This window comes from Streptomyces yokosukanensis, from assembly GCF_001514035.1.
Taxonomy (GTDB): domain Bacteria; phylum Actinomycetota; class Actinomycetes; order Streptomycetales; family Streptomycetaceae; genus Streptomyces; species Streptomyces yokosukanensis.
The window spans coordinates 166111-192634 of the sequence record NZ_KQ948216.1 but is presented as its reverse complement, the minus strand read 5'-3'; the positions used below and the strand labels follow the sequence as shown (position 1 = coordinate 192634).

At 69.6% G+C, this 26524-nt stretch carries 25 protein-coding genes; 13 read left to right on the top strand and 12 right to left on the bottom strand.

Annotation, left to right across the window (positions count from 1 at the left end):
• Positions 1-122 precede the first annotated feature (122 nt).
• Entirely contained in the window at positions 123-4730 is a 4608-nt protein-coding gene (locus tag AQI95_RS26905; protein ID WP_159056588.1) for a tetratricopeptide repeat protein, read from the top strand.
• Between the two features lie 403 nt (positions 4731-5133).
• Here the strand turns inward: AQI95_RS26905 and AQI95_RS26900 are convergent, their stop codons facing one another.
• The 4 genes from AQI95_RS26900 to AQI95_RS26885 form a co-directional block, all read right to left on the bottom strand.
• Entirely contained in the window at positions 5134-6069 is a 936-nt protein-coding gene (locus AQI95_RS26900) for a hypothetical protein (protein WP_067129067.1), read from the bottom strand.
• Positions 6066-6422 (bottom strand): PadR family transcriptional regulator, encoded by a 357-nt coding sequence (locus AQI95_RS26895; RefSeq protein ID WP_067129064.1) that lies wholly within the window; start codon positions 6420-6422, stop codon positions 6066-6068. Before AQI95_RS26895 ends, AQI95_RS26900 begins: the two co-directional genes overlap by 4 nt.
• A 141-nt stretch (positions 6423-6563) precedes the next feature.
• Complete coding sequence (locus tag AQI95_RS26890; protein ID WP_067129061.1) at positions 6564-6785, bottom strand: hypothetical protein; 222 nt, start codon at positions 6783-6785, stop codon at positions 6564-6566.
• Positions 6786-6802: 17 nt separating this feature from the next.
• Positions 6803-7957: an inorganic phosphate transporter gene (locus tag AQI95_RS26885; protein ID WP_067129059.1), complete on the bottom strand. Its 1155-nt coding sequence runs from the start codon at positions 7955-7957 to the stop codon at positions 6803-6805.
• 187 nt (positions 7958-8144) lie between these two features.
• Here AQI95_RS26885 and AQI95_RS26880 point away from each other — a divergent pair, with 187 nt between their 5' ends.
• The 3 genes from AQI95_RS26880 to AQI95_RS26870 all read left to right on the top strand — a co-directional run bounded on the left by AQI95_RS26880 (position 8145) and on the right by AQI95_RS26870 (position 9878).
• Positions 8145-8498, top strand: coding sequence for a helix-turn-helix transcriptional regulator (locus AQI95_RS26880; protein WP_067129464.1), 354 nt, complete (start codon positions 8145-8147; stop codon positions 8496-8498).
• A 77-nt stretch (positions 8499-8575) separates the two neighbouring features.
• Positions 8576-8992, top strand: coding sequence for a VOC family protein (locus AQI95_RS26875; protein ID WP_067129055.1), 417 nt, complete (start codon positions 8576-8578; stop codon positions 8990-8992).
• A gap of 121 nt (positions 8993-9113) precedes the next feature.
• Entirely contained in the window at positions 9114-9878 is a 765-nt protein-coding gene (locus AQI95_RS26870) for a VOC family protein (protein WP_067129054.1), read from the top strand.
• A 201-nt stretch (positions 9879-10079) separates the two neighbouring features.
• On the opposite strand, the gene AQI95_RS26865 is transcribed toward AQI95_RS26870, so the two are convergent.
• The 4 genes from AQI95_RS26865 to AQI95_RS26850 form a co-directional block, all read right to left on the bottom strand.
• A complete protein-coding gene (locus tag AQI95_RS26865; RefSeq protein WP_067129051.1) occupies positions 10080-10412 on the bottom strand; it encodes a DUF952 domain-containing protein in 333 nt (110 codons plus the stop codon).
• A gap of 29 nt (positions 10413-10441) precedes the next feature.
• Positions 10442-11026 carry a dihydrofolate reductase family protein gene (locus AQI95_RS26860; protein WP_067129048.1) on the bottom strand — a complete coding sequence of 195 codons (585 nt, stop codon included), beginning with the start codon at positions 11024-11026 and terminating at the stop codon, positions 10442-10444.
• 229 nt (positions 11027-11255) lie between these two features.
• Positions 11256-12392, bottom strand: a complete 1137-nt coding sequence (locus AQI95_RS26855; protein ID WP_067129045.1) for a family 2 encapsulin nanocompartment cargo protein polyprenyl transferase — start codon at positions 12390-12392, stop codon at positions 11256-11258.
• 112 nt (positions 12393-12504) lie between these two features.
• Entirely contained in the window at positions 12505-13911 is a 1407-nt protein-coding gene (locus AQI95_RS26850; RefSeq protein ID WP_067129041.1) for a family 2B encapsulin nanocompartment shell protein, read from the bottom strand.
• A gap of 281 nt (positions 13912-14192) precedes the next feature.
• Between AQI95_RS26850 and AQI95_RS26845 the strand changes: the two genes are divergently transcribed.
• The gene (locus AQI95_RS26845) at positions 14193-14786 is read left to right on the top strand and encodes an N-acetylmuramoyl-L-alanine amidase (RefSeq protein ID WP_079071493.1); all 594 of its coding nucleotides are present in this window, start codon (positions 14193-14195) and stop codon (positions 14784-14786) included.
• Between the two features lie 20 nt (positions 14787-14806).
• Positions 14807-15700: a 1-aminocyclopropane-1-carboxylate deaminase/D-cysteine desulfhydrase gene (locus AQI95_RS26840; protein ID WP_067129035.1), complete on the top strand. Its 894-nt coding sequence runs from the start codon at positions 14807-14809 to the stop codon at positions 15698-15700.
• A 25-nt stretch (positions 15701-15725) separates the two neighbouring features.
• Here AQI95_RS26840 and AQI95_RS26835 read toward each other — a convergent pair whose 3' ends face one another.
• A complete protein-coding gene (locus AQI95_RS26835) occupies positions 15726-17321 on the bottom strand; it encodes a Na+/H+ antiporter (protein WP_067129032.1) in 1596 nt (531 codons plus the stop codon).
• Positions 17322-17382: 61 nt separating this feature from the next.
• Here AQI95_RS26835 and AQI95_RS26830 point away from each other — a divergent pair, with 61 nt between their 5' ends.
• From AQI95_RS26830 to AQI95_RS26820, 3 genes are all read left to right on the top strand, one after another.
• Entirely contained in the window at positions 17383-17655 is a 273-nt protein-coding gene (locus AQI95_RS26830; protein ID WP_067129029.1) for a UBP-type zinc finger domain-containing protein, read from the top strand.
• Positions 17656-18002: 347 nt separating this feature from the next.
• The gene (locus AQI95_RS26825) at positions 18003-18419 is read left to right on the top strand and encodes an ATP-binding protein (protein WP_009190566.1); all 417 of its coding nucleotides are present in this window, start codon (positions 18003-18005) and stop codon (positions 18417-18419) included.
• Positions 18420-18436: 17 nt separating this feature from the next.
• Positions 18437-19585, top strand: a complete 1149-nt coding sequence (locus AQI95_RS26820; protein ID WP_208614273.1) for an RNA polymerase sigma factor SigF — start codon at positions 18437-18439, stop codon at positions 19583-19585.
• Between the two features lie 31 nt (positions 19586-19616).
• Here AQI95_RS26820 and AQI95_RS26815 read toward each other — a convergent pair whose 3' ends face one another.
• Positions 19617-20069, bottom strand: coding sequence for a hypothetical protein (locus AQI95_RS26815; RefSeq protein WP_067129023.1), 453 nt, complete (start codon positions 20067-20069; stop codon positions 19617-19619).
• A gap of 185 nt (positions 20070-20254) precedes the next feature.
• Here AQI95_RS26815 and AQI95_RS26810 point away from each other — a divergent pair, with 185 nt between their 5' ends.
• Both AQI95_RS26810 and AQI95_RS26805 read left to right on the top strand, forming a co-directional pair.
• Positions 20255-21223, top strand: coding sequence for a diacylglycerol/lipid kinase family protein (locus tag AQI95_RS26810; RefSeq protein WP_067129020.1), 969 nt, complete (start codon positions 20255-20257; stop codon positions 21221-21223).
• A 332-nt stretch (positions 21224-21555) separates the two neighbouring features.
• Positions 21556-21813 carry a WhiB family transcriptional regulator gene (locus AQI95_RS26805; protein WP_003992873.1) on the top strand — a complete coding sequence of 86 codons (258 nt, stop codon included), beginning with the start codon at positions 21556-21558 and terminating at the stop codon, positions 21811-21813.
• Positions 21814-22063: 250 nt separating this feature from the next.
• On the opposite strand, the gene AQI95_RS26800 is transcribed toward AQI95_RS26805, so the two are convergent.
• Positions 22064-23539 (bottom strand): sensor histidine kinase, encoded by a 1476-nt coding sequence (locus AQI95_RS26800; RefSeq protein WP_079071492.1) that lies wholly within the window; start codon positions 23537-23539, stop codon positions 22064-22066.
• Positions 23540-23853: 314 nt separating this feature from the next.
• Positions 23854-24483, bottom strand: a complete 630-nt coding sequence (locus AQI95_RS26795; protein WP_067129015.1) for a TetR/AcrR family transcriptional regulator — start codon at positions 24481-24483, stop codon at positions 23854-23856.
• 225 nt (positions 24484-24708) lie between these two features.
• Between AQI95_RS26795 and nagB the strand changes: the two genes are divergently transcribed.
• Positions 24709-25494: a glucosamine-6-phosphate deaminase gene (nagB, locus tag AQI95_RS26790; protein WP_067129012.1), complete on the top strand. Its 786-nt coding sequence runs from the start codon at positions 24709-24711 to the stop codon at positions 25492-25494.
• A 202-nt stretch (positions 25495-25696) separates the two neighbouring features.
• Positions 25697-26461 carry a GntR family transcriptional regulator gene (locus AQI95_RS26785; RefSeq protein ID WP_067129009.1) on the top strand — a complete coding sequence of 255 codons (765 nt, stop codon included), beginning with the start codon at positions 25697-25699 and terminating at the stop codon, positions 26459-26461.
• The last annotated feature ends 63 nt before the right edge of the window (positions 26462-26524 follow it).

Sequence of the window (26524 nt, the reverse complement as noted above, 5' to 3'; positions counted from 1 at the left end):
GTCACACGACAGCAAAATAGAACTATTTAACCTCGGTTCGGGCAGGCATAGCCAGCGCGGACCTCGCACCCGCCGCGAGACGTGGCGTCTCACTGTCAGTGCCATGCCTCACCATGCTGGCCATGACTGACTACGCCCTCACGCCGCTTGGGCCGCACCGGTTCGAGGAACTGTCCCAGGCTCTTGCCCTCAAGGCGCTTGGGCCGACCGTGGAAATCTTCGGGGACGGCCCTGACGGTGGACGCGAAGCCTCGTTTCAGGGCCTGACCCACTTTCCTACGCCCGATGCGCCCTGGAGGGGCTACGGGGTGCTACAAGCCAAGTTCCGCAAGCGCCCGGAAGGCACTGCCAAGGACGCCGAGTGGCTGATCAATCAGATCGACTCAGAGCTTCGCGCGTGGGCCAATCCACACTCGAATCGCGTCCGCAAGGGGCGTCTGCCGGAGTACTTGTTGATCACAAGCAACGTCGTCCTCTCCTCGGTTCCAGGCAGCGGAGGCATCGACCGCGTCAAGAAGGCACTGCAGGAGCGTGTGCAAGAGCTACAACTCCCCCTCAAAGGGTGGGAGATCTGGCACTACGACAAGATCTGCCGACTACTGGACAACAACGAGGACGTTCGGCACGCCCACGCCGACGCCGTACTGTCCGGCGATGTCCTTGCACGCCTGCACGAGCACGTCCAGCAGATCGAAGCCGGCCATCCTCTGCCCGGTGTGCAGGCAGTTCCGGGCCTTCCGAGAGAGTTGCGCCCTCTGTTCGGGCGCGAGGCGGAGATCGACGAGGGGCGAAGGCTGCTGGAGAGGCCAGATGGTGGCTGCAGGCCAGCAGTTGTGGTCACCGGTCCACCCGGGATCGGAAAGAGCGCCGTCGCACTGCGTCTCTCCCGGCTCGTCGCAGACATCTACCTGGATGGGCAGTTCCACATCGATCTCGCCCTGGCTGCCGGGGACGGGGAACCCGCCGATCTCGTGCTGGCACTCCTGCGCACACTCCGCCCCGGAGAACCGCTTCCCGAAAACCGTGCACAGCAACTCGCTGCGCTTCGCGCTGCGCTGTCCAGCAGCAAGGTCCTGCTGCTAATCGACGACGTGGTCTCCGAAGAGGCGCTTCTGGACGTCATCCAGATGGACGGGCCTTTCGCCTTGGTGTGCACCAGCAGGGCAAAGCTCAGCGGCCTGACCGGGCTGGTCCAGCTTATCGAGATCGGTCCGCTGCCGGACCGCCACAGCGAAGAGCTGGTGAGGGCCGTCGCTGGAGCTTCTCGGCTGGCCGATGAACAAGCGTCCTCGCTTGGGCAAGCGTGTGCCGGACATCCTCTCGCGCTGCATGTCGCGGCCGCTCATCTGGCACGTCGCCCCAAGGTCAATGTCGACCGATTCCTCGACGACATCTCCAACCCTGATCGGGGTGTGAGAGCTCTGCGGGCGGGCCAGACCGCAGTGGAGCCCGTCCTGGAGCGTAGCTATGCCGCACTCAGCCCGGAACAGGCAGAACTCTTCACCACTCTTGGGATCCTGCCGCACATGTCCGTCACCTCGGACGTGGTCACGGTGGCCACCACGCCCGAGGCTGAACTCGACGAGGTCCAGCTCGATGCCTCAACTGAGCTGTTGGACTCGCTGTTCGAGCTAAGCCTCATCGAGCAGATTGACGAGGACCGGTATGTGTTTCACGAGATCCTGCACCGCTTTGCCCGTCTCAAATCAGCCTCGATCACAACCGAGCGTCGGGAGACCGTAATTCGGCAGACCTGCCTCATGCTGGCTGTTCGGGCTCAATCCGCGACGGAGTCGATCGGCTTCGTGGACAAGGAAGCGAAAGTGCCTGCACAGGGTAATGCAGGCGCCCTGCACCAGTTGAATTCAGATCGCCCAGGGGCTGTTTCCCTGATCGAGATGGCTCGGTGCCACCAGATGTGGGGGCCACTTGTCCTTCTCGTTTCGAACCTCACTGCCGCGCTGTGGCATGGCAGCCACTGGAAGGACCTGGATCGCGTCTATCAGTCTGTCCTTGAAGCCGGCGCCCAGTCCGACAACGCTGAGTGGACGGCGTCGGCTCTGTACAACCTGGGCATGGTTGCCAGTCACCTTGGCGACACACAGCGCGCCGCCGACCTGTACCAGCGCAGCGCCGAGACCGCTCACAAGGCCGACCACCCGTACCAGATGCATATGGCGCAGCTCGCGCTGGGATCATTGCTCATCAACCTCGGGCGGGCTCGCGACGCGATTCCGTACCTGCGCAACGGATTGCCATTCTGGCGGATCATCAAAGACAACCAGATGCTAGCGCATGCTCTGGGGAACCTGGGTCAGGCGCACCTGGCCATCGGTCAGCTGCGGCGAGCCGAGCTATACCTCCAGAACAGCACGAACCTGTCCCGTACCGACGATCGTGCGGACCTGTGGAATCGCGGAGCACTCGCGGCACTGCTGCGCAGGACGGGCCGGTTCTCTGAGGCTGCCCAGGAAGCATCCCTGGACATCGAGCGGGCACGAGCTGTCGGGAGCCGGGATTGGGAGGCAAAGGCGCTCATGGAACTCGCCGAAACCCCCCTGGAGGAACGGCCGGACTCTGCGCCCAGTCAACCCCTTGAGACCGCACTGGCCATCTACAGGGACACCGGCGACGTTCAGGGACAGGTTCGGGCTCTGTTTCGACTCGGTACTCGGGCTGCGAAGCAAGCAGATATCCACGAGGCAGCCCAATACCTCCGCGAATGCGCCAATCTCGCTGCCGGGATCGGCGACTACGAACATGCAGCTCGGGCACTGGCCTACCTGGCTTCTTACCACGGCGGCGTCGGTCATCTCGATGAGGCGGAAACGTACTTTGCCGACGCCCGGGACATGGCCAACCACCTCGGCAACCCCATTGTTATCGCCCAGACTCTACAGAAGAACGCCGAATATCTGTGGCACCGAGGCCGAATCGGTGAGGCGGTCACCTATCTGACAGAGGCGGTTCGACTACTGGAAGGGACCGAGGAGAAAAGCGGCTTGGCCCAGGCCAGGACTGCGCTGGGAGAAGCCCTTCTCGTTGCGGGTCGATGGCAGGAGGGCGCTCAGGCCCTGGAGTCGGTGGTCTCCGTGATGTCGGACGATGCATCTCCCGCCACCAGAGCTCAGGCGTCCCGTGCGCTCGCCGTGCTCTACTCGCGCCGGGGCCTCCACAGGGAGGCCATGTCGACGATCACCAAGGCACTCGACCAGTGCGAGCGGGCTGGCGACAAGTCGGCCGTCCTGCACTGCAGGATGGCCCTGGCCAATGTGCACGCCCGGAACGAGGAGTGGAGCGAGGCACTCGATCAGTACGACAAAGCCACCGATCTTGCTATGGAGCAGAAGGACCTTCATGTGCTCCTCACCGCCCGCGGTATGGCCGCGGTGTGCCAACTGCACGGCGAGGAGAAGGAGCAGGCCGTCGCCGAGATCGCCAAGCTCGTACCCATCACCGAGCAGTTGGGGATGCAGTCACTCAAGGCAGCCCTGCATGTCAACGTCGGAGCACACCACGCACACTCCCGAGATCACGAGAAGGCGGTCGCTGAATTCTGCAAGGCGTTGGGCCTCATCGAGCAGCTCAATGACGACACCCTGCGCGCTCCCTGTTTACTGAACCTGGCTCGCTCCTACCGAGCACTCGGCGATAGTGAGCGATCCCGGGCGCATGCACGCACAGCCTTCGCTGTCCATCACGAACTCGGCAGCTGGTCAGACGCCGGCGAGGCGCTTGTCTTGCTCAGGGGGCTGCACTTGGACACAACATCGGACGACCCCAAAGAGCCAACGCTCGACGAGCTAGTTGGCACCGAGCAGAAGGTCGACGACCGTGTCCTGGAGGCCATCGGCTCTCGTCTCCAGGCTGTCAGCAACGGATCTGTCGCGAAGGCCACTCACGAGGTCAGCCGTTCCAGTGCCGCCATCACCGCCGGAAGGAAGATCAACGTCTCGGATGCCGTACGACAGGCACTAGCCGGGATCAACATCGAACAGCTCACCGCCCACCTTGGGAACTCCCGGCAGACGTGCGCGGCCTGCAATCTCTTGATCGACGAGACAGGAAAAGCCGAACTACTCCTGATGAACCACCCGAGGATGGACCACCTCATGCTGCGGCTGGCACACCCCCACTGCGTAGCCTCCAAAGTGGTCCAGCTGAAGGGCAAGGCGCCGAAGGAACCGAAGGTCATCTTCGAAGTGGAATGCATTCTATTCGGCGGAGACCGCGCCGGGATCATCGCTGATTGCTACGGCGGTTGGGGCTCACACAGTGACGGGCAATTCCAGGACCTCGTCCTCGCAAGCTACCGCAAGGACGGATTCACCGACCTTCAGACCCTGTTCCAGATGGAGGACAGTAAGCCGCTGGACCTGCGTGACCTCCCTGGTGTCGATGGTGGCATTCAGGCTCGGCTCGAAGACAACTACCTCGCGATCACTGGCCCCGATAGCCAGCTCCTGCACCGAATGCCGCTGAACTTCCTCCCCCGCTGGTACCGGAGAGCGGCCGAGGGATCGCTGATCGTTGTGGTGGGAAGGAACCTACAGGGGATGGCAGCCGATGATCCCTCCTACCTGGTGCGCGCCATGGCCTCGGGAAACGCGGTTGGCGGCGCCGTTCCGCTCACCGTGGTTCGGCCCAGCAGGAACCGCCCCTGCCCATGCATGATGCGCACCGGACGCAAGTTCAAGCACTGCTGCGGGCGCAGCACCACCTCGAAGTAGTTACTCCCTGAGGGGATACGCATAGGGGGCAGTCTCCGGCTTCCGGAGGTCCGCGGAGCATGCTCCCGACGAAGCTCCGCGGACCGGCCACTCGCGTGGCGACTTCAGGTACCCGATGATCCACAACCGAGCTCCAGCGGTCCGCACACAGTCCGCAAGACACCCGCTCAAGACCGTCGCACCCCATCGCCACCCATCACCAAAAGACCAGGTCAGCGCCCCACAGGAAAGATCGCCGCAGGTCACCAACCTGGCCCATTACTAGGAGACCAAGAAGGCCTGACCTTCTCTTACGCCTTCTGACCTGCGAGTTTATTCACTCGCAGGTGTTTGTTGCCCGCACCCGGACCACAGGCCGCCCAGCATGGCGTCCATGGCGGTCCGGGTGCGGTCTCTTTTCTGACTACGCCGCGCTCGGCGGGGTTGCCCCGGCGCGGTGGCGGCGTGCGCGCAGGACGGACACCGCGGCGCCGATCAGCAGGGCGAGCAAGGCGAGTGCGCCCGCGGGCGAGAGCGGGTACAGCAGCGGCACCGTCATCTGCACCGCGGTGGGCAGCAGGGCAACCGCCAGACCCGCGGCGGCCGGCCGATCGCGCCCGCTGAGCAGCAGCGCGAGGGCGAGGGCCCCGGCCCAGAGTGTGTGGACAGCACGGGGGCCGCCCGGCAGGGCGTAGTACAGGTTGCAGAACTGCGCTCCCCACAGCAGGACGGCCAGGGCCCCGGCGCCCGCGATCGCGGCATGCCGGTGCCGGCAGGGGCCGAGCAGATCCCTGGGCGCGGCGAGGACGACGGCGCCGGTGAGCAGCGGCACCATCAGGCTCAACACCGCGGCCGGGTAGGCGGGTTGGCCGCCGGGGTGCGCAAGCAGGAGCAGGGGGACATCGGCCAGCCGCAGCACCGTCGCCGGTACCGCCAGCGTCCGAGCCGCCGTCCAGCGCCCGGTCCAGGCGCCCGCGAGCGCCGCCAGCCAGAGCAGCGGCACGAGAACCTGGTCGGCGAGGACGACCGCCTCCGGGAACGAGGACCACGACAGGGTCCGGACACCGGGGGCGAAGAGCCACAGCAGGTTCACCACGCTGCCCCCCGCCGCGACGGCGATGGCCGACGGCGCCGCCTGCGCCAGGATCTGACCGGCCGTCCGGTCGGACCCCAGCCCGGTGCGCTGCCGCAGCCCGTGCCCGGCGATGTCGAACGCCTCACGCAGCCGGCCGAGCCGGCCTGCGCCCCGCGTGACCTCGGCGTAGATCGCGGTCAACTCGGCTTCGTGCCGGGCGCGATAGGCGGCCGGGTGGCAGCGCAGCGCCCAGCGCAGGGCGCGCGGCGGATGCTGTTGCGTCACGCCGGGGCTCCCTTCGGGCGGACGGCGAGCACACGGCGGGCGGCCATGCGGCGCTCGGCCTCGGCGACGACGGCACGCAGCCGCTGCGTCTCGGCGGCCAGCGCACGGCGGCCTTCCTCGGCGAGGGCGTAGACCTTGCGGGCGCGGCCGTCGACGACCTCCTCGCGCTCGACCTGGATCAGGCCCTGTTGCAGCAGCCGGTCCAGCGCGCCGTAGAGGGTGCCGGTGCGTATCCGCACGCGGCCCTGGGAGATCGCCTCGATCTCTTGGATCAGTCCGTACCCGTGCCTGGGCTCGTCGGCCAGGGCGGTGAGCAGGAGCAGCGTCGGCTCCTGAAGCGGTCGATCACTCATGTCATCTATATATATCGGCGACCGGCATATGTTGTCGAGTGACGTATCCGTCGCATGAAGAGGTCGATTGAAAGGAGTCGAACGAAAAGATGGGGCCCGGCCGGTCTCGCCGGCCGGGCCCCTGCTGCTGCACCGCCGGGGTCAGTGGAACTGCGGCACGATCAGATAGATCCCGTACGCCACCACCGCCGCGCAGGCGAGGAAGCACAGGGCTGCTTGGGATCGGCCGGCGGCGGATCCGGAGTTGCCGGCTTCGGCGCGGGACAGGCCGAGGACGCCGAAGGTGAAGACGACGACCACGGCGACCGTGACACCGAGGCTGACCGCGGCCACCTTGCCGAGGGCGGACCAGTCGACATGCATGAGGGACTCCCGGAGGTTCAGGCGGCCGTGCCGACGTTCGTCGGGGCCGGGTTGCTGAGGGTGACCTCGTGGTGGTCGTTGACGTTGTCGGCGCGCACCGGGTTGCGGCGGGACGCGGCGACGATGACGGCGGCGATGGCCAGGGCGACCAGGGCGATGACCGCCGTACCGACGTTGCCGCCGTGCTTGACCACGCTCGCCGCGAGACCGCCGACCAGGGCGGCTGCCGGCAGGGTGATCAGCCAGGCCAGCACCATGCGTCCGGCCACGCCCCAGCGGACCTCCGCCAGACGGCGGCCGAGGCCGGCGCCGAGGATGCTGCCCGAGGCCACCTGCGTGGTGGACAGCGCGAAGCCGAGGTGGGCGGAGGTGAGGATCACCGTCGTGGAGGCCGTCTCGGCGGCAAAGCCCTGCGGCGACTGGATCTCCGCCAGCCCCTTGCCCATGGTGCGGATGATCCGCCAGCCGCCCAGGTAGGTGCCGAGGCCGATGGCCACGCCCGCCGAGCCGATCACCCACACCGGCGGGCCGGCGTCATGGTGGAGGGCGCCCGCCGAGATCAGGGTCAGCGTGACGACCCCCATGGTCTTCTGGGCGTCGTTGGTGCCGTGCGCGAGGGACACGAGGGACGCGGAGGCGATCTGGCCGATGCGGAAGCCCTTGGTCACCGAGTCCTGGCGGGCGCGGGCGCTGAGCTTGTAGGCGAGGTAGGTGGCGACCAGGGCGGCCACACCGGCCACCACCGGAGAGGCCACGGCCGGGATCAGCACCTTCTCGACAACCTTGTCGAAGTGCACGCCGTCGGAGCCCGCACCCACCCAGACGGCACCGATCAGACCGCCGAAGAGGGCGTGGGAGGAACTGGAGGGGAGCCCGGCGAGCCAGGTCACCAGGTTCCACAGAATCGCCCCGACCAGTCCGGCGAAGATCATGGCCGGGCTGACCAGAGTGTCGTCCACGATTCCGCCGGAGATCGTCCTGGCCACCTCGGTGGACAGAAAGGCGCCGACGATGTTGAGGATCCCGCTGACCAGAACCGCGGTGCGCGGCTTGAGCGCGCCGGTGGCGATGGAGGTCGCCATCGCGTTCGCGGTGTCGTGGAACCCGTTCGTGAAGTCGAACGCCAGTGCCGTGACGATGACGACCGCCACGAGGAACGTGATGTGGTCCATTCCCCAAGGCAAGCAAGGGCAGGTCAATGCGCGGCGAACTGGAGGCGAACGACGTGTCGAAGATGGGGGACCCTGATGTGCATTCCTGTGCGAAATCGTTCCATCCCGGGATGTCGGTGCCCTGTGCCACCCTGTGGAGGTGAGCACCCTGGAGGACCTCAGAAGGCTGCGTCGCCTGCGCGACCGCATGGACCGTGAGTACGCCGAGCCGCTCGACATGACCGAGCTGGCCCACGGCGCCCATATGTCGCCGGGCCACTTCCAGCGCAGCTTCCGCAAGGCCTTCGGCGAGACGCCGTACAGCTATCTGATGACCCGCAGGATCGAGCGGGCCAAGGCGCTGCTGCGCCGCGGCGACCTCACGGTGACCGAGGTGTGCCTCGCCGTGGGGTGTACGTCGCTCGGCTCCTTCAGCTCCCGCTTCACCGAGCTGGTCGGCGAGACACCGAGCGCCTACCGGGCCCGCGACCACCGGGAGAGCGCGGTGATCCCGTCCTGCGTGGCCCGTACGTTCACCCGCCCGCGCCGTCGGCCCTACTGACCCCCGCCTCGCCTGCCCACGCCGCCCGTCCTGCCGAGTCGCGCGCGCTTCAGGCCGGATGGGCCTAGCGTGACTGCATGGACGTGAAACTCAAGACGTGTTTCATCGCGGTGGACGACCATGACAAGGCGCTCGCCTTCTACCGCGACGTGCTCGGCCTGGAGGTCCGCAACGACGTGGGCTTCGAGGGCATGCGCTGGGTGACCCTGGGCTCGCCGCTCCAGCCGGACGTCGAGATCGTGCTGGAGCCGCCCGGCGCGAACCCGGACGCCTCCCCCGCCGACCGGCAGGCGATGGCCGAACTGCTCGCCAAGGGCATGCTGCGGGGTGTCCTCTTCACGACCGAGGACTGCGACGCGCTGTTCGAGCGGGTGCGGGAGTCCGGCGCCGATGTGCTCCAGGAGCCGACGGACCAGCCGTACGGCGTCCGCGACTGCGCCTTCCGCGACCCGGCCGGCAACCAGCTGCGCTTCCTCCAGCGCCCGGCGGAGTGAGGCGGCCCGCGCGCCGCCCCCGAGCAGCCCCGCGCGAGGTCCCGGGCAGCTCGCGCGTGCCCCCTTCGGGCACACGTGAATTCCCCGGTCCCGCCGGGGAGTTCACACCTACACTCCCGACATGATCATTCGCTGGACGTACGCCTTCGCCGACCGGCCCGTCGGCCGGCTGTCCGAGGCGCGCGCCTTCTGGACGGCCGTCACCGGCACCCATGCGTCCGAACCCCGCGGTGAACAGGCCGAGTTCCTGACCCTGCTGCCCGACGAACCGGCCGGGACGGACGCGTGCGTGAAGCTCCAGGGCGTCGCCGAGGGCGACGGCGGCGCCCATCTCGACCTCTGCGTGGAGGACGTACGGGCGTTGACCCGAGCGGCCCGGGAACGCGGTGCGGAGCTGGTGGCGGACCACGGCGACCGGGCCGTGCTGCGCTCTCCGGCCGGGCAGCCGTTCTGTGCCGTGCCCTGGCACGGCGAGTCGGTGCGGCCGCCGGTCGCCGCGGGCAGCCGGCTGGACCAGGTGTGCCTCGACATCCCGCCGTCCGCGTACGCCGCGGAGTGCGGCTTCTGGGCCGGGCTCACCGGCTGGGAGCGGCTCACCGGTTCGCGACCGGAGTTCGAGGTGCTGAAGCCGCCGGCGGGGCTTGCGGTGCGGATCCTGCTCCAGCGGCTCGACACGGAACGCCCCGCCGGCGCCCATCTCGACCTCGCCTGCGCGGACACCGCCGCCGTCCGCGCCCGGCACGAGAAGCACGGGGCCGTCCTGGTGCGCCAGGGCCCGCACTGGACGGTGATGCGCGACCCGGCCGGCGGCACCTACTGCCTGACCGGCCGGGATCCCCGGACGGGGGCGCTGCCGGACGCCGGTCGACGCGCGGTCGTCGCGTAGCCGCACAGGACTGCGGCACCAGGGGGCGTACGGCGCACTCGGCGGGCACGTGCCCTGCCGTCCACCGGCCGGGCCCGCCGTCCCCCTGGCCGGGCCCGCCGCACGACCGCCCTGCCAGGCGCGTGTCCGCCCGGCCCGGCGAGGGCGTGGAGCATCAACGCCCGGCGCCACCACCGCCGGTGGCGCGTGCCCCCTCGCCGGTCACCCCCAGGGCTCCACCTCGACGACGGCGTCGGCCGGCAGCGGCCCGTACACATGCGGGAACTCCTCCCCGCCCGGCTCCATGGCCTCGTACTTCACCGGCGCGCCGACCAGGGCCGGGTCCACGACCAGGACGACCAGTTCGTCCGGGCCGTCGTAGTCGCCGTAGAGGAACGCGGCGATGCGCGGGAGCTGTTCGCGGGTGGAGAAGTGGATGAAGCCCTCCTCCTGGAGGGTGCGGCCGCGGGTCGACAGCTCATAGGCGCCGCGCTCTCGGGCCGTTTCCCACAGGGAGCGTTCGGTGATGTGGAAGATGCGGGGCAGTTTCGGCATGCGCCCACGCTACGGCCTCGGCGGCGGGCTCAGCTCTTGCGCGTGTACGTCCGCACGAGCGCGCCGTTGGTGAAGGTGCGCACCCCGTCCAGGGTGAACTCCTTGATGTCGAGGCCGGAGCCGAACATGGGCATGCCGGTGCCGTAGACGATCGGGTAGGTCTTGATGACGAGTTCGTCGATCTCGTCCAGCAGCTCTCCGGCGAGGTGCGAACCACCGCACAGAAAGATGTCCAGGCCGCCTTCCTCCGCCTTCAGCGCGCGGACCCTGCCGACCAGGTCGTCGGAGATGATCTCGACGTTCGGGTCGGGGGACTCGGCCATGCCGCGGGAGGCGACGTACTCGCGCAGATGGGCGTAGGGGCTGGTGATGCCCTCCTTGAGGGCCAGGTCATAGCTGACCCTGCCCTGAATGATGGTGTCGAACCGTTTCTTCGGCTGACCGTCGAGGCCGATCTGCCGACGGACGTGAGTGGGCAGAGTCTCCGGCAGCTCCGTTCCGAGGAACGCGAAGTACTCCTCGTCCAGGAAGCGGTGCATCGCGGAGGCGTCGCCCTGCTCGTCACCGATGAAGCCGTCGAGCGAGCAGGCGACGACGTACGTGAGCTTGCGCAAGCTGGTCTCTTTTCGTCAGACGGTCCGTCGTACCACTTCGCGTGTAGTGCTTTATTTATAGTACTCCGACTGTCGTGGTTCAAGTGTTTTCGAGCACCGGACAGCGGCGGGCCCCGCACACTGTGGGGGTGTGCGGGGCCGCCTGGCCGGAGCCTCGGTGCCTGTGCGGGGTCAGGAGCCGCACGGGCCGGTGCTCCGGGTTCTTCTCGGCCGCCGGTGCCGGCAGTCCTCAGCTGGTGCGCCGGGTGACGAACTCGGCGAGTGCCAGCAGTCCGCCCGCCGACTCGGGGGCGGGAAGCGCACGGGACAGCTCCTGCACGGCGCGAGCCATCCGGTCGGCCGCCTCGGCCTGCGCCCAGTCCCGGCCGCCGGCCCGCTCCACCACCAGTGCCGTACGCGCGATGCCCTCGGCGTCACCGGACACATGCGCCTCGCCGTACAGCTGGGCGAGTTCGGCCGCCGCCTCCGTACCGGAGGACAGGGCCGCCACCACGGGCAGCGACTTCTTGCGGGCCTCGAGATCCGCGCCGGCGGGCTTCCCGGTGTGCCGCGGATCGCCCCATATGCCGATGACATCGTCGATCAGCTGGAAGGCGAGCCCCGCCTGGCGGCCGAAGCCGTCCAGCGCCGCCACGTCCTCGCCGTCGGCGCCGGCGTAGAGCGCGCCGAGGGCGCAGGCACAGCCCAGCAGCGCGCCGGTCTTGGCCTCGGACATGGCGAGCGCCTCGTCGAGGGTGACCTCGCCCGGGGCGCGACGCTCCATGGCCGTGTCGGCGTGCTGTCCGGCACACAGCTCCACGACACAGTCCGCGAGCCGGGCCGCGGCCGGGCCGGAGGCCGGGTGCGGATCCTCGGCGAGCAGCCGCAGGGCCAGCGCCTGAAGGGCGTCACCGGCGAGGATCGCGTCGGCGGAGCCGAACACGGTCCAGGCCGTGGGCCGGTGCCGACGGGAGGTGTCCCGGTCCATCACGTCGTCGTGCAACAGCGTGAAGTTGTGGACCAGTTCGACCGCCACGGCCGCCCGGAGCGCCGCGGTACGGGCCGCCGGTCCACCGAGGGCCGAAGCCGCCGCGAGGACGAGCGCGGGCCGGATCGCCTTGCCGGCGTTGCCGCTCGCCGGGGTGCCGTCCGCGTGCTGCCAGCCGAAGTGGTAGAGCGCGATCCGGCGCATGGAGCCGGGCAGCGACTCCAGCGCCGCCCGCAGCTCCGGGTCGACCAGGTCGCGGGTGCGCTCCAGCAGCGCCGCCGCCTCCTGGCCGTCGAGCGGACCGGCGCTGTCACCGGTCCGCCCCTGCCGTTCCCCCGCCGTGCCGGGGTGCGGCACGGCGGGGGAAGGCTGTTCGGTCTCCGTCATGAACTCGGCCATGTCTCCCCCTCGCCAGGTCCGCGGACACCGGCGTCGCCGGCTCGGCCGGACGCATGTCCCGAGGGTCTACCCTCAGGGGCGAGCGGGGACACGGCCGCGAAGTGCGGAAACGTCACCTCCACCGGCCGATCTCGACGTTCTCCAGCACACCGAGCGCATCGGGCACCAGCACGGCGGCCGAGTAGTAGGCCGTCACCAGGTAGTTGATGATCGCCTGTTCGTTGATGCCCATGAAGCGCACGGACAGGCTCGGCTCGATCTCGTCCGGGATGCCCGACTGCCTGAGGCCGATGACACCCTGGTCCGACTCGCCGGTACGCATCGCGATGATCGAGGTCGTGCGCTCCGGGGAGACCGGGATCTTGTTGCACGGGTAGATCGGCACACCGCGCCAGGTCGGGATGCGGTTGCCACCGATCTCGACGGACTCCGGGACCAGTCCCCGCTTGTTCAGCTCGCGCCCGAACGCCGCGATGGCACGCGGGTGGGCGAGGAACAGCTTGGTGCTCCGCCGGCGGCTGAGCAGCTCGTCCATGTCGTCGGGGCTGGGCACGCCGTCGTGCGGCTGGAGCCGCTGGTCGTACTCGCAGTTGTGGAGCAGGCCGAAGTCGCGGTTGTTGACCAGCTCGTGCTCCTGGCGCTCCTTGAGCGCCTCGACGGTGAGCCGCAGCTGCTGCTCGGTCTGGTTCATCGGCTGGTTGTACAGGTCGGCCACGCGCGAGTGGATGCGCAGCACGGTCTGGGCGATGCTCAGCTCGTACTCGCGCGGCCGGGGCTCGTAGTCGACGAAGGTGTGCGGGATGTCGGGCTCGCCGGAGTGACCGGCCGCCAGCTCGACCTCCTTCTCTCCGTACTTGTTGGTCCGCTGCTCGGGGATCGCCCGGAGCTGTTCGAGGTGTGCGCGCAGGGTGTCCGAGCGCTCCGCGACCTGCTCGAAGTCCTGACGGCTGAGGATCAGCACGGTCGTGGCGGTGTCCGCGCGGACGGTGAACTCCCAGATGGCGTCCGGGTCCAGCAGCGCCTGCTCGCCGAAGTAGGCGCCGTCGGCGAGGACTCCGAGGACGGAGTCGTCGCCGTAGGGGCCGGTGCCGATCTTCTCGACCCTGCCGTGCGCCAGCAGGTACACCTCGCCGGTCTGGTTGCCGAAGTCGGCGATCACCTCGCCGGGGGCGAAGTCGCGCTGACGGCAGCGCCGGGCCAGCTCCGTCAGCACTTCGTCGTCCTCGTACGAGCGCAGGGCCGGCAGCTCGCCGAGTTCGGCCGGAATGACCTCGACCTGGTCCCCGGTCTTCACGAAGGTGATGCGACCGTCGCCGACGGTGTACGCCAGTCGCCTGTTCACCCGGTATGTGCCGCCCTGTACGTCGACCCACGGGAGCGTGCGCAGCAGCCAGCGGGAGCTGATCTCCTGCATCTGCGGAACGGACTTGGTGGTGGTGGCCAGGTTCCGCGCTGCCGCCGTCCCGAGGGACTGCTGCGGCTTGCCCTGATCCGTGCGGACCTCTTCGCCTACCGACATAGAGAATTGCCTCCCAGGTATGCCCGGCGCCGAATAGCGAGGGACACCGGTCTCGGCACCCGAGCCTTCCATCACGGATCGTGGCCGCACCATTACCCGAAAGAGCGGGAATGGATCATCGCACCACTGGGCACAAAGAGGGACCCTGTCCACTCCCGCCGCACCGGCCGGCCGGTGCCGGTTGTCCGGATCGGCTCGCACAGTGTGCGAGGGGTGTGGTCCAGGTCCGCCGGTTTCGGTAGAGGTGTCGTGGGAGATCGGCACGGCACGAAGGAGACGGCGTGGCCCCACCCATGTCCGCGAGCGGGTTTCTGGATGCTTTACGGGACGAGGGCGTCACCGTCGTCGAGGTCGGCGACTGGCGCGAGCACAACCGCAACCACAAGGGCCCCTGGGGGCCGGTCCACGGCGTGATGATCCACCACACGGCGACCCTGGGCAGCGCGCACACGGTGCAGGTCTGCCGGGACGGCCGTCCGGCGCTGCCCGGCCCGCTGTGCCACGGTGTGATCACCAAGGACGGCACCGTCCACCTGGTCGGCTACGGCCGCGCCAACCACGCCGGTCTCGGCGACGACGACGTCCTGCGCGCGGTGATCGCCGAGAGGGCGCTGCCGCCGGACGACGAGGCGAACACCGACGGCAATCGGCACTTCTACGGCTTCGAGTGCGAGAACCTCGGCGACGGGGCGGATCCGTGGCCGCAGGCCCAGCTGGAGGCGATCGAGCGGGTCGCCGCGGCGATGTGCCGACGGCACGGATGGTCGCAACGGTCGGTCATCGGCCACCTGGAGTGGCAGCCGGGGAAGGTGGATCCCAAGGGGTTCGACATGGCGTGGCTGCGGGATCGGGTCGGGGAGCGGCTGGCGGGGTAGCGCCGGGCGACAATGAAGCCGTGACCAGCCTCGATCCGCTCGCGCCCCGGCTTCCCTCCCCTCTTCAAGAGGTGACGGACGGCCGGTTCGAGCGGCACGGCCTGCGGCTGCTGCTCAAGCGCGACGACCTGATCCACCCCCACCTCATCGGCAACAAGTGGCGCAAGCTCGTGCCGAACATCGAGGCGGCGAGGGGTCGGCCGCTGGTCACCTTCGGCGGGGCCTACTCCAACCATCTGCGCGCCACCGCCGCCGCGGGCCGCCTCCTCGGCGTCCCGACCGTCGGCGTGGTCCGCGGCCAGGAACTGGCCGACCGTCCGCTCAACCCCTCCCTCGCCCGGTGCGCGGCGGACGGCATGCGGCTGCACTTCGTCGACAGGTCGACGTACCGGCGCAAGGCCGAGCCCGGGGCTCTGGCCGCGATCCTGGGCGCGGCCGGCGCCGAGGAGGCGTACGTCGTGCCCGAGGGCGGCAGCAACGGCGCGGCCGTCCACGGCTGCCGGGCCCTGGGAGAGGAACTGCGCGGGCGGGCCGACGTCGTCGCGGTCGCCTGCGGCACCGGCGGGACGCTGGCGGGGCTGGCCGCCGGGCTGGCGGCAGGGCAGCGGGCGCTCGGCGTACCGGTCCTCAGGGGCGGCTTCCTGGAACGCGACATACAGACACTGCAGGAACGTGCCTTCGGCGGCCGTACCGGCTCCTGGTCCCTCGACGAGCGCTTCCACTTCGGCGGCTACGCCCGTACGACACCCGAACTGCACGCGTTCGCGGAGGACTTCGAGGACCGTCACGGGCTGCTCGTGGAACGTCTCTATGTCGCCAAGTTGCTCTACGGGCTTGTCGCCCTCGCGGACGAGGGCGCCTTCGCGCGCGGGACGACGATCGCCGCCGTCGTCACCGGGCGGCCGTTCCCCTAGGAGTGTCCGGCTGATCAGGACCTGGCTAGCCCGCCTCCCGGTAGGCCGCCGCCTCCTCCAGGTCCAGGCGTCTGAGCAGGTCGCGCAGCATCTCGTCGTCGATGTAGCGGTGGTCGCGGAGTTTGACGAAGACCTCGCGCTCGGCGCTGATCATGTCGCGGGACAGTCGGCGGTAGGTCTCGTCCACGGACTCCCCGGTGACCGGGTTGGTCTGCCCGAGGCGCTCCCAGACGGCGTTGCGGCGGCGCTCCAGGACCGTGCGCAGGCGGTCGGCGAGTGGTGGGGGCAGGGCGTTGCGCTCGTCCGCGAGGAGGTCGTCGAGGCGGCTCTCGGCGGCCCGGGAGGCCTGCGCCTGGGCGTTGGCCTCGGCGAGCGTCTCGGCCTGCTGGTCGCGGCCGGGGAACCGCATCAGGCGGATCAGCGGCGCGAGCGTCAGGCCCTGTACGACCAGCGTGCCGATGACCGTGGTGAAGGTCAGGAAGAGGATCAGGTTGCGCTGCGGGAAGGGGGCACCGCCGTGCACCGTGAGCGGGATCGAGAAGGCGATGGCCAGGGACACCACGCCCCGCATGGCGGCCCAGCCGGTCACGACCGGCGCCCGCCAGGTGGGGTTGTCCTCGCGCTCCCTGATCCGGCGGAAGAGCAGACGGGGCCAGAAGGTCGCCGGGAACACCCATGCGAAGCGGGCCGCGACGACCACGAGGAAGATCGCGATCGCGTACCAGGCCGCGTCGGCGCCCTGGTACGCGCCCAACCCCTTCAGGACGGTCGGCAGTTGCAGGCCGATCAGCGCGAACACCGCCGATTCCAGCAGGAAGGCGACCATCCGCCACACCGCGTCCTCCTGGAGCCGGGTGGCGAAGTCGACCTCCCAGGCGCGGTGCCCGAGATACACCGCGACCACGACGACCGCGAGGACGCCGGAGCCGTGGAACTGCTCGGCCACGCCGTAGGCGACGAACGGGATCAGCAGCGAGAGGGTGTTCTGCAGCAGCGCCTCCGTCAGGTGGGTGCGCAGCCAGTGGATCGGCACCATGAGCACCAGTCCGACGACGACACCGCCGACGGCGGCCCGCAGGAACTCCTCGATCCCGCCCGCCCAGGTGGCACCCTCGCCGACGGCCGCGGCGAGCGCCACCTTGTAGGCGGTGATCGCGGTGGCGTCGTTCAGCAGGGACTCGCCCTGGAGGATCGTGGTGATCCGGGACGGCAGCCCGACCCTGCGCGCGATGGCCGCGGCCGCCACCGCGTCCGTCGGCGCGACCACCGCGCCCAGCACCAGCGCGGCGGGCAGCGGCAGCCCCGGTACGACGAGATAGGCGGCCCAGCCGACGAGGAAGGTCGCGAAGAGCACGTACCCGATCGACAGCAGCCCCACGGGCCGCATCTGGGCGCGCAGATCGAGGTACGAGCTCTCGGTGCCCTCCTTGTACAGCAGCGGGGGCAGCACCAGCGGCAGGACGACGTCCGGGTCCAGGGTGTAGTGCGGGATCCCCGGGACGTACGAGACCAGGAGGCCCACGGCGACCAGCAGCAGCGGGGCCGGTACCGGGGTGCGCCGGGCGACACCCGCGATCCCCGCACTGCCCGCCACCAGCAACAGCAGCGGCATCACGTCCATGATCCTCGCCCACCCTCGTTTTCCGCGCGGCCACCCGCACACCCGTCGTAATCTGGCAATCATGAAACAGTGCACGCACGCCGACGCGCTGCCGCACCCGGAACCGGACCCCCTCGACGCGACCTGCCCGGAGTGCCGGCGGGACGGCACGCACCCGGTGCAGTTGCGGCTGTGTCTCACCTGCGGCCACGTCGGGTGCTGCGACTCCTCTCCCGGGAGGCACGCGACGCAGCACCACGAGACGTCCGGTCACCCGGTCATGCGGTCCTTCGAACCCGGCGAGGAGTGGCGATGGTGCTTCGTGGACCACGTTCTCGTCGCAGAGCCCGGTTGATGTCCCGACCGATGCCCCGGCCGATGTCTCGTCCGAGCGGGTTCTGGCGTGGTCGTGTTCCCGTCTGACCGTGTTCTCGTGTGACACTGCATGCGGCGGCGGCCGCACGACGGTTCGAGCGTCTGACGTCTGGGTACGTCAACCCGGCGCACGCTCTTCCCATTTGGGCTCGCAAACCCTCTAGACACGGAGCGTATACACAGCTTTACTGTGAGTGACGCCAGGGGGGTTGGGGTCCCGGGACAGGAACGTTCGGAGCGCGATAGCGTCACCGCCGAACCACGTACGCGTTACCCCCGGGGGGCGACCCTCGGCCCCGTAAAGCTTGTACCACCATGGAGGTGAGGGTGTCCCAGATCGCAGGCGAGCCCGCGGCGAATCAGGACTTCGTGGAAGTCCGGCTGCCGGCCGCGGGTGCCTACCTGTCGGTGCTGCGGACGGCCACGGCCGGTCTCGCGGCCCGCTTGGACTTCACCCTGGACGAGATCGAGGACCTGCGCATCGCCGTGGACGAGGCCTGCGCGATCCTGCTCCAACAGGCCGTGCCCGGCTCCGTGCTCAGCTGTGTCTTCCGGCTCGTCGACGACTCGCTGGAGGTCACGGTCTCGGCGCCGACCACGGACGGTCACGCCCCCTCGCGGGACACCTTCGCCTGGACCGTGCTGTCGGCCCTCGCGGGCAAGGTCTCGTCCGCCGTCGACGAGGACAAGACCGTGTCGATCAGCCTCTACAAACAGCGCGGCGCGGGCCCCGGCCCGGCGTGAGGAACGGGGACGGTCCGGTGCGGGACGAAGAGCGCGGCACACGGGAGCTGCCGGCCGGGGACGGGGGTGTCCCCGGTTCATGGGGGTCCCCCCGCTCGAGCGGAGCCGAGAGTGGGGGAGCGGGCGAGATCTCCGGGGAGACCCCTCGGGACGGTTCCCGGCGCATGGCGGACGGCATCGACGGCATCCCCGAGCAGGCCAGGCCGCACCCGGAGGACGAATCCGCGTGTGCCGGAGGTGACGGTGCCGTGCAGGACGTGCGGCCGGAGGAACCCGGCGACGCCGGGCCCGCCGTCCGCACGGGGGCCAGGGCTCGGGGAAGGGCTACGGGCGGGACGATGAGCGAGCACGAGCGAAACGCGCAGGACCACGCGCTGGGCGCGGAGGCCGTGCAGGCCGCACAGCACGACCCCCAGGACCGCAGCGGCGCGCGGGCGATGTTCGTGGAGCTGCGCGGGCTGAAGGACGGCAGCCCGGAGTACGCGGAGCTGCGCAATCGGCTGGTCCGTATGCATCTGCCGCTCGTGGAGCACCTGGCACGGCGGTTCCGCAACCGCGGCGAGCCGCTGGACGACCTCACGCAGGTCGCCACGATCGGTCTGATCAAGTCCGTCGACCGGTTCGACCCGGAGCGCGGCGTGGAGTTCTCCACGTACGCCACCCCGACGGTGGTCGGCGAGATCAAGCGGCACTTCCGGGACAAGGGCTGGGCGGTCCGCGTGCCGCGCCGGCTGCAGGAGCTGCGGCTCGCGCTGACCACGGCGACGGCCGAGCTGTCCCAGCTGCACGGCCGCTCCCCCACGGTCCACGAGCTGGCCGAGAAGCTCGCGATCTCCGAGGAGGAGGTCCTGGAGGGCCTGGAGTCCGCCAACGCGTACTCCACGCTGTCCCTGGACGTCCCCGACACCGACGACGAGTCGCCGGCGGTCGCCGACACCCTGGGCGCGGAGGACGAGGCGCTGGAGGGCGTGGAGTACCGCGAGTCCCTCAAGCCGCTGCTGGAGGATCTGCCGCCGCGCGAGAAGCGGATCCTGCTGCTGCGCTTCTTCGGGAACATGACCCAGTCGCAGATCGCGCAGGAGGTCGGCATCTCCCAGATGCATGTCTCCCGGCTGCTGGCCCGCACGCTGGCCCAGCTGCGAGAGAAGCTCCTCGTCGAGGAGTGATCAGGAGTGGGCGGGAGGGCGCAGCGCCCGCCTACTCGGCGCGGCCCGGCCCCTTGATGCCGAGGGCCCGGGTCGTCTCGCCGTTGACGAGCAGCACGAGCGCGGCCACCGCGATCACCGCGAGGGCGATCCCGGCCGGGATCGCCATGCTGTCGGCCTGGAGCAGGCTGTAGGCCACCGGCAGCGCCATGAGCTGGGTGATCACGGCCGGGCCGCGGCTCCAGCCGCGCCGCAGCAGCAGTCCGCGCGCGGCGAGCAGCGGCAGCAGCGCCAGCACGACCAGCGTGACGCCCAGGGTCACGGCCTGCTGCCGGCCGTCCGGGTCCCCGGTGACCCCGAGCACGAGCACCCACAGCCCACCGGCCACCAGCGCGAGGCCTTCCAGGGCGGCCAGCACGGCGGCGTACGTCAGCCGACGGGGCCGGGGGCCGTCGGCTGCGGCCGCTTCGGCGGCGTCCGGGCTCGGGTTCTGCTCACTGCTCACCCCAGCAGGGTAGCCGTCGGGCCCCGAGGGCGGCCGAGGGGTGCGGGTCCGCGGCCGGGCACCGCACGCGGCCCCCACGGCGACGGCCTGCGGCAGCGCCACGTGTTCAGGCTCACGTGCCTGCCTCTTACCTGATCCCTACCTCGGTGTGGGCCCGGTACCCCCCAGTAGGTACGCTGCCATCCATGCGTGCACTTCTCGTGGTCAATCCGGCGGCAACCACCACAAGCGCACGCAGGCGCGACGTCCTGATCCACGCGCTGGCGAGCGAGATGAAGCTGGAGGCGGTCACCACCGAGTACCGCGGCCACGCGCGCGACCTCGGCCGGCAGGCGGCGGACAGCGACGACATCGACCTCGTGGTGGCCCTCGGTGGCGACGGCACCGTCAACGAGGTCGTCAACGGCCTTCTGCACGCGGGCCCCGACCTGGACCGCCTGCCCGGCCTCGCCGTCGTGCCCGGCGGATCCACCAACGTCTTCGCCCGCGCCCTGGGCCTGCCCAATGATCCGGTGGAGGCCACCGGCGCCCTGCTGGACGCACTGCGCGAGGGCAGCGAGCGGGTCGTCGGCCTCGGTCTGGCGTCGGGCACGCCCGGCACCGAGGACGAGGCGGTCCCCGACCGGTGGTTCACCTTCAACGCCGGACTCGGCTTCGACGCGGGCGTGGTCGGGCGGGTCGAGCAGCAGCGCGAGCGCGGCAAGAAGTCGACACACGCGCTGTACGTGCGGCAGGTGATCCGGCAGTTCGTCGGCGAGCAGAACCGCCGGCGCGGGGCGATCACGCTGGAGCGGCCCGGCGAGGACCCGATCGGTGATCTTGTGGTGGCCATAGTCTCGAACACGTCCCCTTGGACGTATCTCGGCAATCGCCCCATGTACACATCGCCTAAGGCCTCGTTCGACACCGGCGTCGACGTACTGGGCTTGAGCCGGCTGTCGACGGCCTCCGTTGCCCGGTATGGCACCCAGTTGCTCACTTCGTCCCCCGAGCACGGCCCCCATGGCAGGCACGTGCTCTCACTGCACGATCTGGACCAGTTCACCTTGCATTCGAAGGCGCCCCTACCCCTGCAGATGGACGGTGACCACCTCGGGCTGCGTACGAGCGTGACGTTCACAGGCGTACGCCGTGCACTGCGTGTGATTGTGTGAGCGGAACGGGCTAAAGTCCTTTCACTCGAACGTTTAGGCCAGGATCCACCCCATGGAAGTACGGCTGTGACCTAGTCGACACCGAGGAATCAAAAAAAACTTTCCGGAAGGGGTTGTATCCGTCGCTGAGGTTTGCGAGTCTCTACGTGGCGATCGGGACGGCCCGCAACACCGGCCTCCACTGATCACCAGAACCCCTCTTCAAACCAAGGACCACGCCGGGGAACACTCGGCGGTCGGCCCTTCACTTGTTGAGGGATTCGTGAAAGCGTTCACATTCACAAGCAACCTGTACGTAATACGTTCAGAGGAACCAAGGAGAGGTAGCAGCCATGGACTGGCGTCACAACGCCGTTTGCCGCGAGGAAGACCCCGAGCTCTTCTTCCCCATCGGCAACACCGGTCCTGCGCTGCTGCAGATCGAGGAAGCCAAGGCCGTCTGCCGTCGCTGCCCGGTGATCGAGCAGTGTCTGCAGTGGGCGCTCGAGTCCGGTCAGGACTCCGGCGTCTGGGGTGGTCTCAGCGAGGACGAGCGCCGCGCCATGAAGCGCCGCGCCGCCCGCAACCGGGCTCGTCAGGCCTCCGCCTGACATACCCACCCCTGCTGACAGCCTGAGCTTGGCGGCGCGTGCAGCACGCACGCATCTCCCGCCCCCGAGCCGCAGCGCGCAGTATCCCCCGATGCTCCCCCAACTCTCGGCTGTGCTCGAGCCGGGGGGACCCCCATCGCGATTCAAGCAGAGCAGCAACGAGCACAAGCCTCGGACCCATGGCGGTCCGGGGCTTTTTGCTGCGCTCGGCGCGTCTTTGCCCAACGCCCTTTCGTCACCGGGCTGTCGGCTATTTCTGCGCCCGCACCGGAATGTCGAGGATCACCCGGGTCCCCCGCTCCGGTGCCGGGACCATGTCGAAGGAACCGCCCAACTCGCCCTCGACCAGGGTGCGCACGATCTGCAGGCCGAGGTTGCCCGAGCGGTGCGGGTCGAAGTTCTCGGGCAGTCCGACGCCGTCGTCCTGGACGGTCACGAGCAGGCGGGCCTCCTTGGTGGTGCCGCCGCGGACCGCGGAGACCTCGACCGTGCCGGTGTCGCCCTCGCGGAAGCCGTGCTCCAGGGCGTTCTGCAGGATCTCGGTGAGGACCATCGACAGCGGCGTGGCGACCTCGGCGTCGAGTATCCCGAAGCGGCCGGTGCGCCGGCCGGTCACCTTGCCCGGTGAGATCTCGGCGACCATCGCCAGCACACGGTCGGCGATGTCGTCGAACTCCACGCGCTCATCCAGGTTCTGAGACAGCGTCTCGTGCACGATGGCGATCGAGCCGACCCGGCGCACGGCCTCCTCCAGCGCCTCCCGGCCGCGCTCGGACTCGATGCGCCGGGCCTGCAGACGCAGCAGGGCGGCGACGGTCTGAAGGTTGTTCTTCACCCGGTGGTGGATCTCCCGGATGGTCGCGTCCTTGGTGATCAACTCGCGTTCGCGGCGCCGCAGTTCGGTGACGTCCCGGCACAGCACCAGCGAGCCGATCCGGGTGCCCTTGGGCTTGAGCGGGATCGTCCGGAACTGGATCACCCCGTCCTTGGCCTCGATCTCGAACTCGCGCGGCGCCCAGCCGCTGGCCACCTTGGCGAGCGCCTCGTCCACCGGGCCACGGGTCGGTGCGAGTTCGGCGGTGGTCTGCCCGAGGTGGTGGCCGAGCAGGTCGGCGGCGAGGCCGAGCCGGTGGTAGGCGGAGAGCGCGTTCGGGGACGCGTACTGGACCACGCCGTCGACGTCCAGCCGGATCAGGCCGTCGCCGACGCGCGGCGAGGCGTCCATGTCGACCTGCTGCCCGGGGAAGGGGAACGATCCTGCCGCGATCATCTGCGCGAGGTCGGAGGCGCTCTGGAGATAGGTCAGCTCCAGCCGGCTCGGGGTGCGGACGGTCAGCAGGTTGGTGTTGCGGGCGATCACCCCGAGGACCCGGCCCTCGCGCCGTACGGGGATGGACTCGACCCGTACGGGGACCTCTTCGCGCCACTCCGGGTCGCCCTCACGCACGATCCGGCCCTCGTCCAGCGCCGCGTCCAGCATGGGCCGGCGGCCGCGCGGGACGAGGTGGCCGACCATGTCGTCCTGGTAGGAGGTGGGGCCGGTGTTGGGGCGCATCTGGGCGACCGAGACGTAGCGGGTGCCGTCCCGGGTGGGTACCCACAGAACGAGGTCGGCGAAGGAGAGGTCGGAGAGCAGCTGCCACTCCGAGACCAGCAGATGGAGCCACTCGAGGTCGGAGTCGTCGAGGGCGGTGTGCTGTCGGACCAGCTCGTTCATGGAGGGCACGGTGCGAGCGTACCCGCGGGCCTGCGGTGGCCGAAAACACCCGCGGGCCGCGGCGCCTGGGAGGGACCCTCAACCCTCCCGGCACCGCAGCCCGGAGCATCATCGGCCGTGGGGTGTGCGGTCCCGGTCGGCCGAAGGTCGAGGAGCCGGGGCAGTCAGGGCAGAGAGCGCCGGTTCCTCGATCCGCCTTCCTGTGCGGGGAAGACGGAGGCTTGTTCAGTTCGATTGTGGACTAGACCACAAGCGTGTGTCCACGGTCTTGTCGGCATGCACGACGTATGGCACCCGATGCCACGAAGCCTAGCCCGCCTCGGTCAGCCACGGGGCCAGATGGCCATGGCAATTTCCGCGAGTGCTTCCAGTTGCTCCCGATTCGCTCCGTCGCGCGCCTGCTGGGACATGCCCTGGATCATGGCGCCGGTGTGCCGGGCGAGGGCGGCGGCATCGGTGCCGGCAGGGAGCAGCCCGGCCGCGAGGTCCGCGCGGATCCGGGACTCGACGGCGGCGATGTTCGCGTTGCGCCGCTCGCGCAGCGGCCGCTCGACCTCGGGGCTCGCGCAGTTGGTGGCGGCGTGCACGATCAGACAGCCGTACGGGTGCGCGGGGTCGGTGTACGCGGCGGCAGCCTCGTGGAGCATGCGCACGACGGCGGCGCGGGCCGTGGCCTCCTCGGCGATCGCGCGGTCACCGAAGGCGCCGTACGTGTCGGCATAGACCCGGACGACCTCCTCGAACAGGGTCCGCTTGTCGCCGAAGGCCGCGTACAGGCTCGGGGCCCCGATGCCCATGATCCGGGTCAGGTCGGAGACCGAGGTGGCCTCGTAGCCGTGCGCCCAGAAGGCCATGAGTGCCTTCCGGAGTGCGGTGGCCCGGTCGAAGGATCGCGGCCGGCCTCGGGCCCTGGCCGTGCCGACCTGCGCTTTCGCGTCCTGCCCCTGCACCATGGGCGCATTTTATAGCGGACCCTAGAGAATTGTCGGCGATACGCCCGCACGCGGACGCGGACATCGGCACCTCCCGCAGCCGCCCCCCTCTCTCTCCCATCCCTCTCCCTTCCCTTTCTCCCTCTCTTCACCTTTTCGTTCCTGGGTTGCCGCACCCCGCTTCTGTTAGATTGGTCTAAACCACACAGAGACGCACAGAGCCCACTTCAGAACGGCAGGCCCAGCGTGGAAGTTGTCATCGTTCCGGATGCCGCGGCGGGCGGCGAGCTGATCGCCGAGGCAATGGCCCAGCTGCTGCGACGCAAGCCCGACGCCCTGCTCGGCGTGGCCACCGGCTCCACCCCGCTGCCCATCTACCAGGCGCTGACCGCGAAGGCGCGCTCCGGCGCCGTCGACACCTCCCGAGCCCGCATCGCCCAGCTCGACGAGTACGTGGGGCTGCCCGCCGACCACCCCGAGTCCTACCGCTCGGTGCTGCGCCGGGAGGTGCTGGAGCCGCTCGGCGTCGGGATGGACGCGTTCTTCGGGCCCGACGGCACCGCCGAGGACATCCAGGCGGCGTGCGAGGCGTACGACCGTGCGCTCGCCGAGGCCGGCGGGGTGGACCTGCAGCTGCTCGGGATCGGCACCGACGGGCACATCGGGTTCAACGAGCCGTGCTCCTCGCTCGTCTCGCGCACCCGGATCAAGACGCTGACCGAGCAGACCCGCGTCGACAACGCCCGCTTCTTCGACGGTGACATCGCCCAGGTGCCGCACCACGTCATCACCCAGGGCATCGGCACCATCCTGGAGGCCCGGCACCTGGTGCTGCTGGCGACGGGCGAGGGCAAGGCGGACGCGGTCGCCGCGACCGTCGAGGGACCGGTCGCGGCCGTCTGCCCGGCCTCCGCGCTGCAGCTGCACCGGCACGCCACGGTGGTCGTCGACGACGCGGCCGCGTCCAAGCTGAAGCTGGCCGACTACTTCCGGCACACCTACGCCAACAAGCCGGACTGGCAGGGAATCTAGGGCCTGTCTCCCGGATCCGGGCAGGGGGGCGCGCCGCACCCCTTGCCCGCCCGATGGACTAGACCAAAAGCGGGTGCGACGGTATATAGAGGGGATCACGGAGCGTGCGGGGGACTCCTGCCCCTCGAAGCCGTGCCACGATGTGAACCGTGGCCGATGCCAGGTCGGTCGCTTTCGGCATCCGGAGCCGGGAAGGCAGAGCATGAGCACCGACGTCAGCAGTGCGGAGAACGAGACCGGGACGAACGTCCGTACCGCGCGCGTGCCCAAGTACTACCGCCTGAAGAAGCATCTGCTCGACATGACGGAGACGCAGGCTCCGGGCACGCCGGTCCCCCCTGAGCGCACGCTGGCCGCCGAGTTCGACACCTCCCGCACCACCGTCCGCCAGGCCCTGCAGGAGCTGGTCGTGGAGGGGCGGCTCGAACGCATCCAGGGCAAGGGCACCTTCGTCGCCAAGCCCAAGGTCTCCCAGGCGCTCCAGCTCACCTCCTACACCGAGGACATGCGCGCCCAGGGCCTGGAGCCGACCTCGCAGCTGCTCGACATCGGCTACATCACCGCGGACGACCGGCTCGCCGAGCTGCTCGACATCAGTGCCGGCGGACGCGTGCTGCGCATCGAGCGGCTGCGCATGGCGAACGCCGAGCCGATGGCCATCGAGACCACGCATCTGAGCGCCAAGCGCTTCCCTGCCCTGCGCCGCTCCCTGGCGAAGTACACGTCCCTCTACACCGCCCTCGCCGAGGTCTACGACGTCCATCTCGCCGAGGCCGAGGAGACCATCGAGACCTCGCTGGCCACCCCGCGCGAGGCCGGTCTGCTCGGCACCGATGTCGGTCTGCCGATGCTGATGCTCTCCCGCCACTCCCTGGACCACGAGGGCAAGCCGGTGGAGTGGGTGCGCTCCGTGTACCGGGGCGACCGCTACAAGTTCGTGGCACGGCTGAAGCGGCCCGCCGAGTAAGTCCCGCCACGGGCGCGGCCCGTGGACGTTCGCTGAATCGGTATACCGATATGCGGACGAGGT

Excerpts from the sequence above, each read along its gene's own strand:
- AQI95_RS26905 (WP_159056588.1), top strand. The coding sequence starts at position 123 with ATGACTGACTACGCCCTCACGCCGCTTGGGCCGCACCGGTTCGAGGAA.
- AQI95_RS26895 (WP_067129064.1), bottom strand. The coding sequence starts at position 6,422 with ATGAGTGATCGACCGCTTCAGGAGCCGACGCTGCTCCTGCTCACCGCC.
- AQI95_RS26890 (WP_067129061.1), bottom strand. The coding sequence starts at position 6,785 with ATGCATGTCGACTGGTCCGCCCTCGGCAAGGTGGCCGCGGTCAGCCTC.
- AQI95_RS26885 (WP_067129059.1), bottom strand. The coding sequence starts at position 7,957 with ATGGACCACATCACGTTCCTCGTGGCGGTCGTCATCGTCACGGCACTG.
- AQI95_RS26880 (WP_067129464.1), top strand. The coding sequence starts at position 8,145 with ATGGACCGTGAGTACGCCGAGCCGCTCGACATGACCGAGCTGGCCCAC.
- AQI95_RS26875 (WP_067129055.1), top strand. The coding sequence starts at position 8,576 with ATGGACGTGAAACTCAAGACGTGTTTCATCGCGGTGGACGACCATGAC.
- AQI95_RS26870 (WP_067129054.1), top strand. The coding sequence starts at position 9,114 with ATGATCATTCGCTGGACGTACGCCTTCGCCGACCGGCCCGTCGGCCGG.
- AQI95_RS26865 (WP_067129051.1), bottom strand. The coding sequence starts at position 10,412 with ATGCCGAAACTGCCCCGCATCTTCCACATCACCGAACGCTCCCTGTGG.
- AQI95_RS26855 (WP_067129045.1), bottom strand. The coding sequence starts at position 12,392 with ATGGCCGAGTTCATGACGGAGACCGAACAGCCTTCCCCCGCCGTGCCG.
- AQI95_RS26850 (WP_067129041.1), bottom strand. The coding sequence starts at position 13,911 with ATGTCGGTAGGCGAAGAGGTCCGCACGGATCAGGGCAAGCCGCAGCAG.
- AQI95_RS26835 (WP_067129032.1), bottom strand. The coding sequence starts at position 17,321 with ATGGACGTGATGCCGCTGCTGTTGCTGGTGGCGGGCAGTGCGGGGATC.
- AQI95_RS26830 (WP_067129029.1), top strand. The coding sequence starts at position 17,383 with ATGAAACAGTGCACGCACGCCGACGCGCTGCCGCACCCGGAACCGGAC.
- AQI95_RS26810 (WP_067129020.1), top strand. The coding sequence starts at position 20,255 with ATGCGTGCACTTCTCGTGGTCAATCCGGCGGCAACCACCACAAGCGCA.
- AQI95_RS26805 (WP_003992873.1), top strand. The coding sequence starts at position 21,556 with ATGGACTGGCGTCACAACGCCGTTTGCCGCGAGGAAGACCCCGAGCTC.
- AQI95_RS26795 (WP_067129015.1), bottom strand. The coding sequence starts at position 24,483 with ATGGTGCAGGGGCAGGACGCGAAAGCGCAGGTCGGCACGGCCAGGGCC.
- AQI95_RS26785 (WP_067129009.1), top strand. The coding sequence starts at position 25,697 with ATGAGCACCGACGTCAGCAGTGCGGAGAACGAGACCGGGACGAACGTC.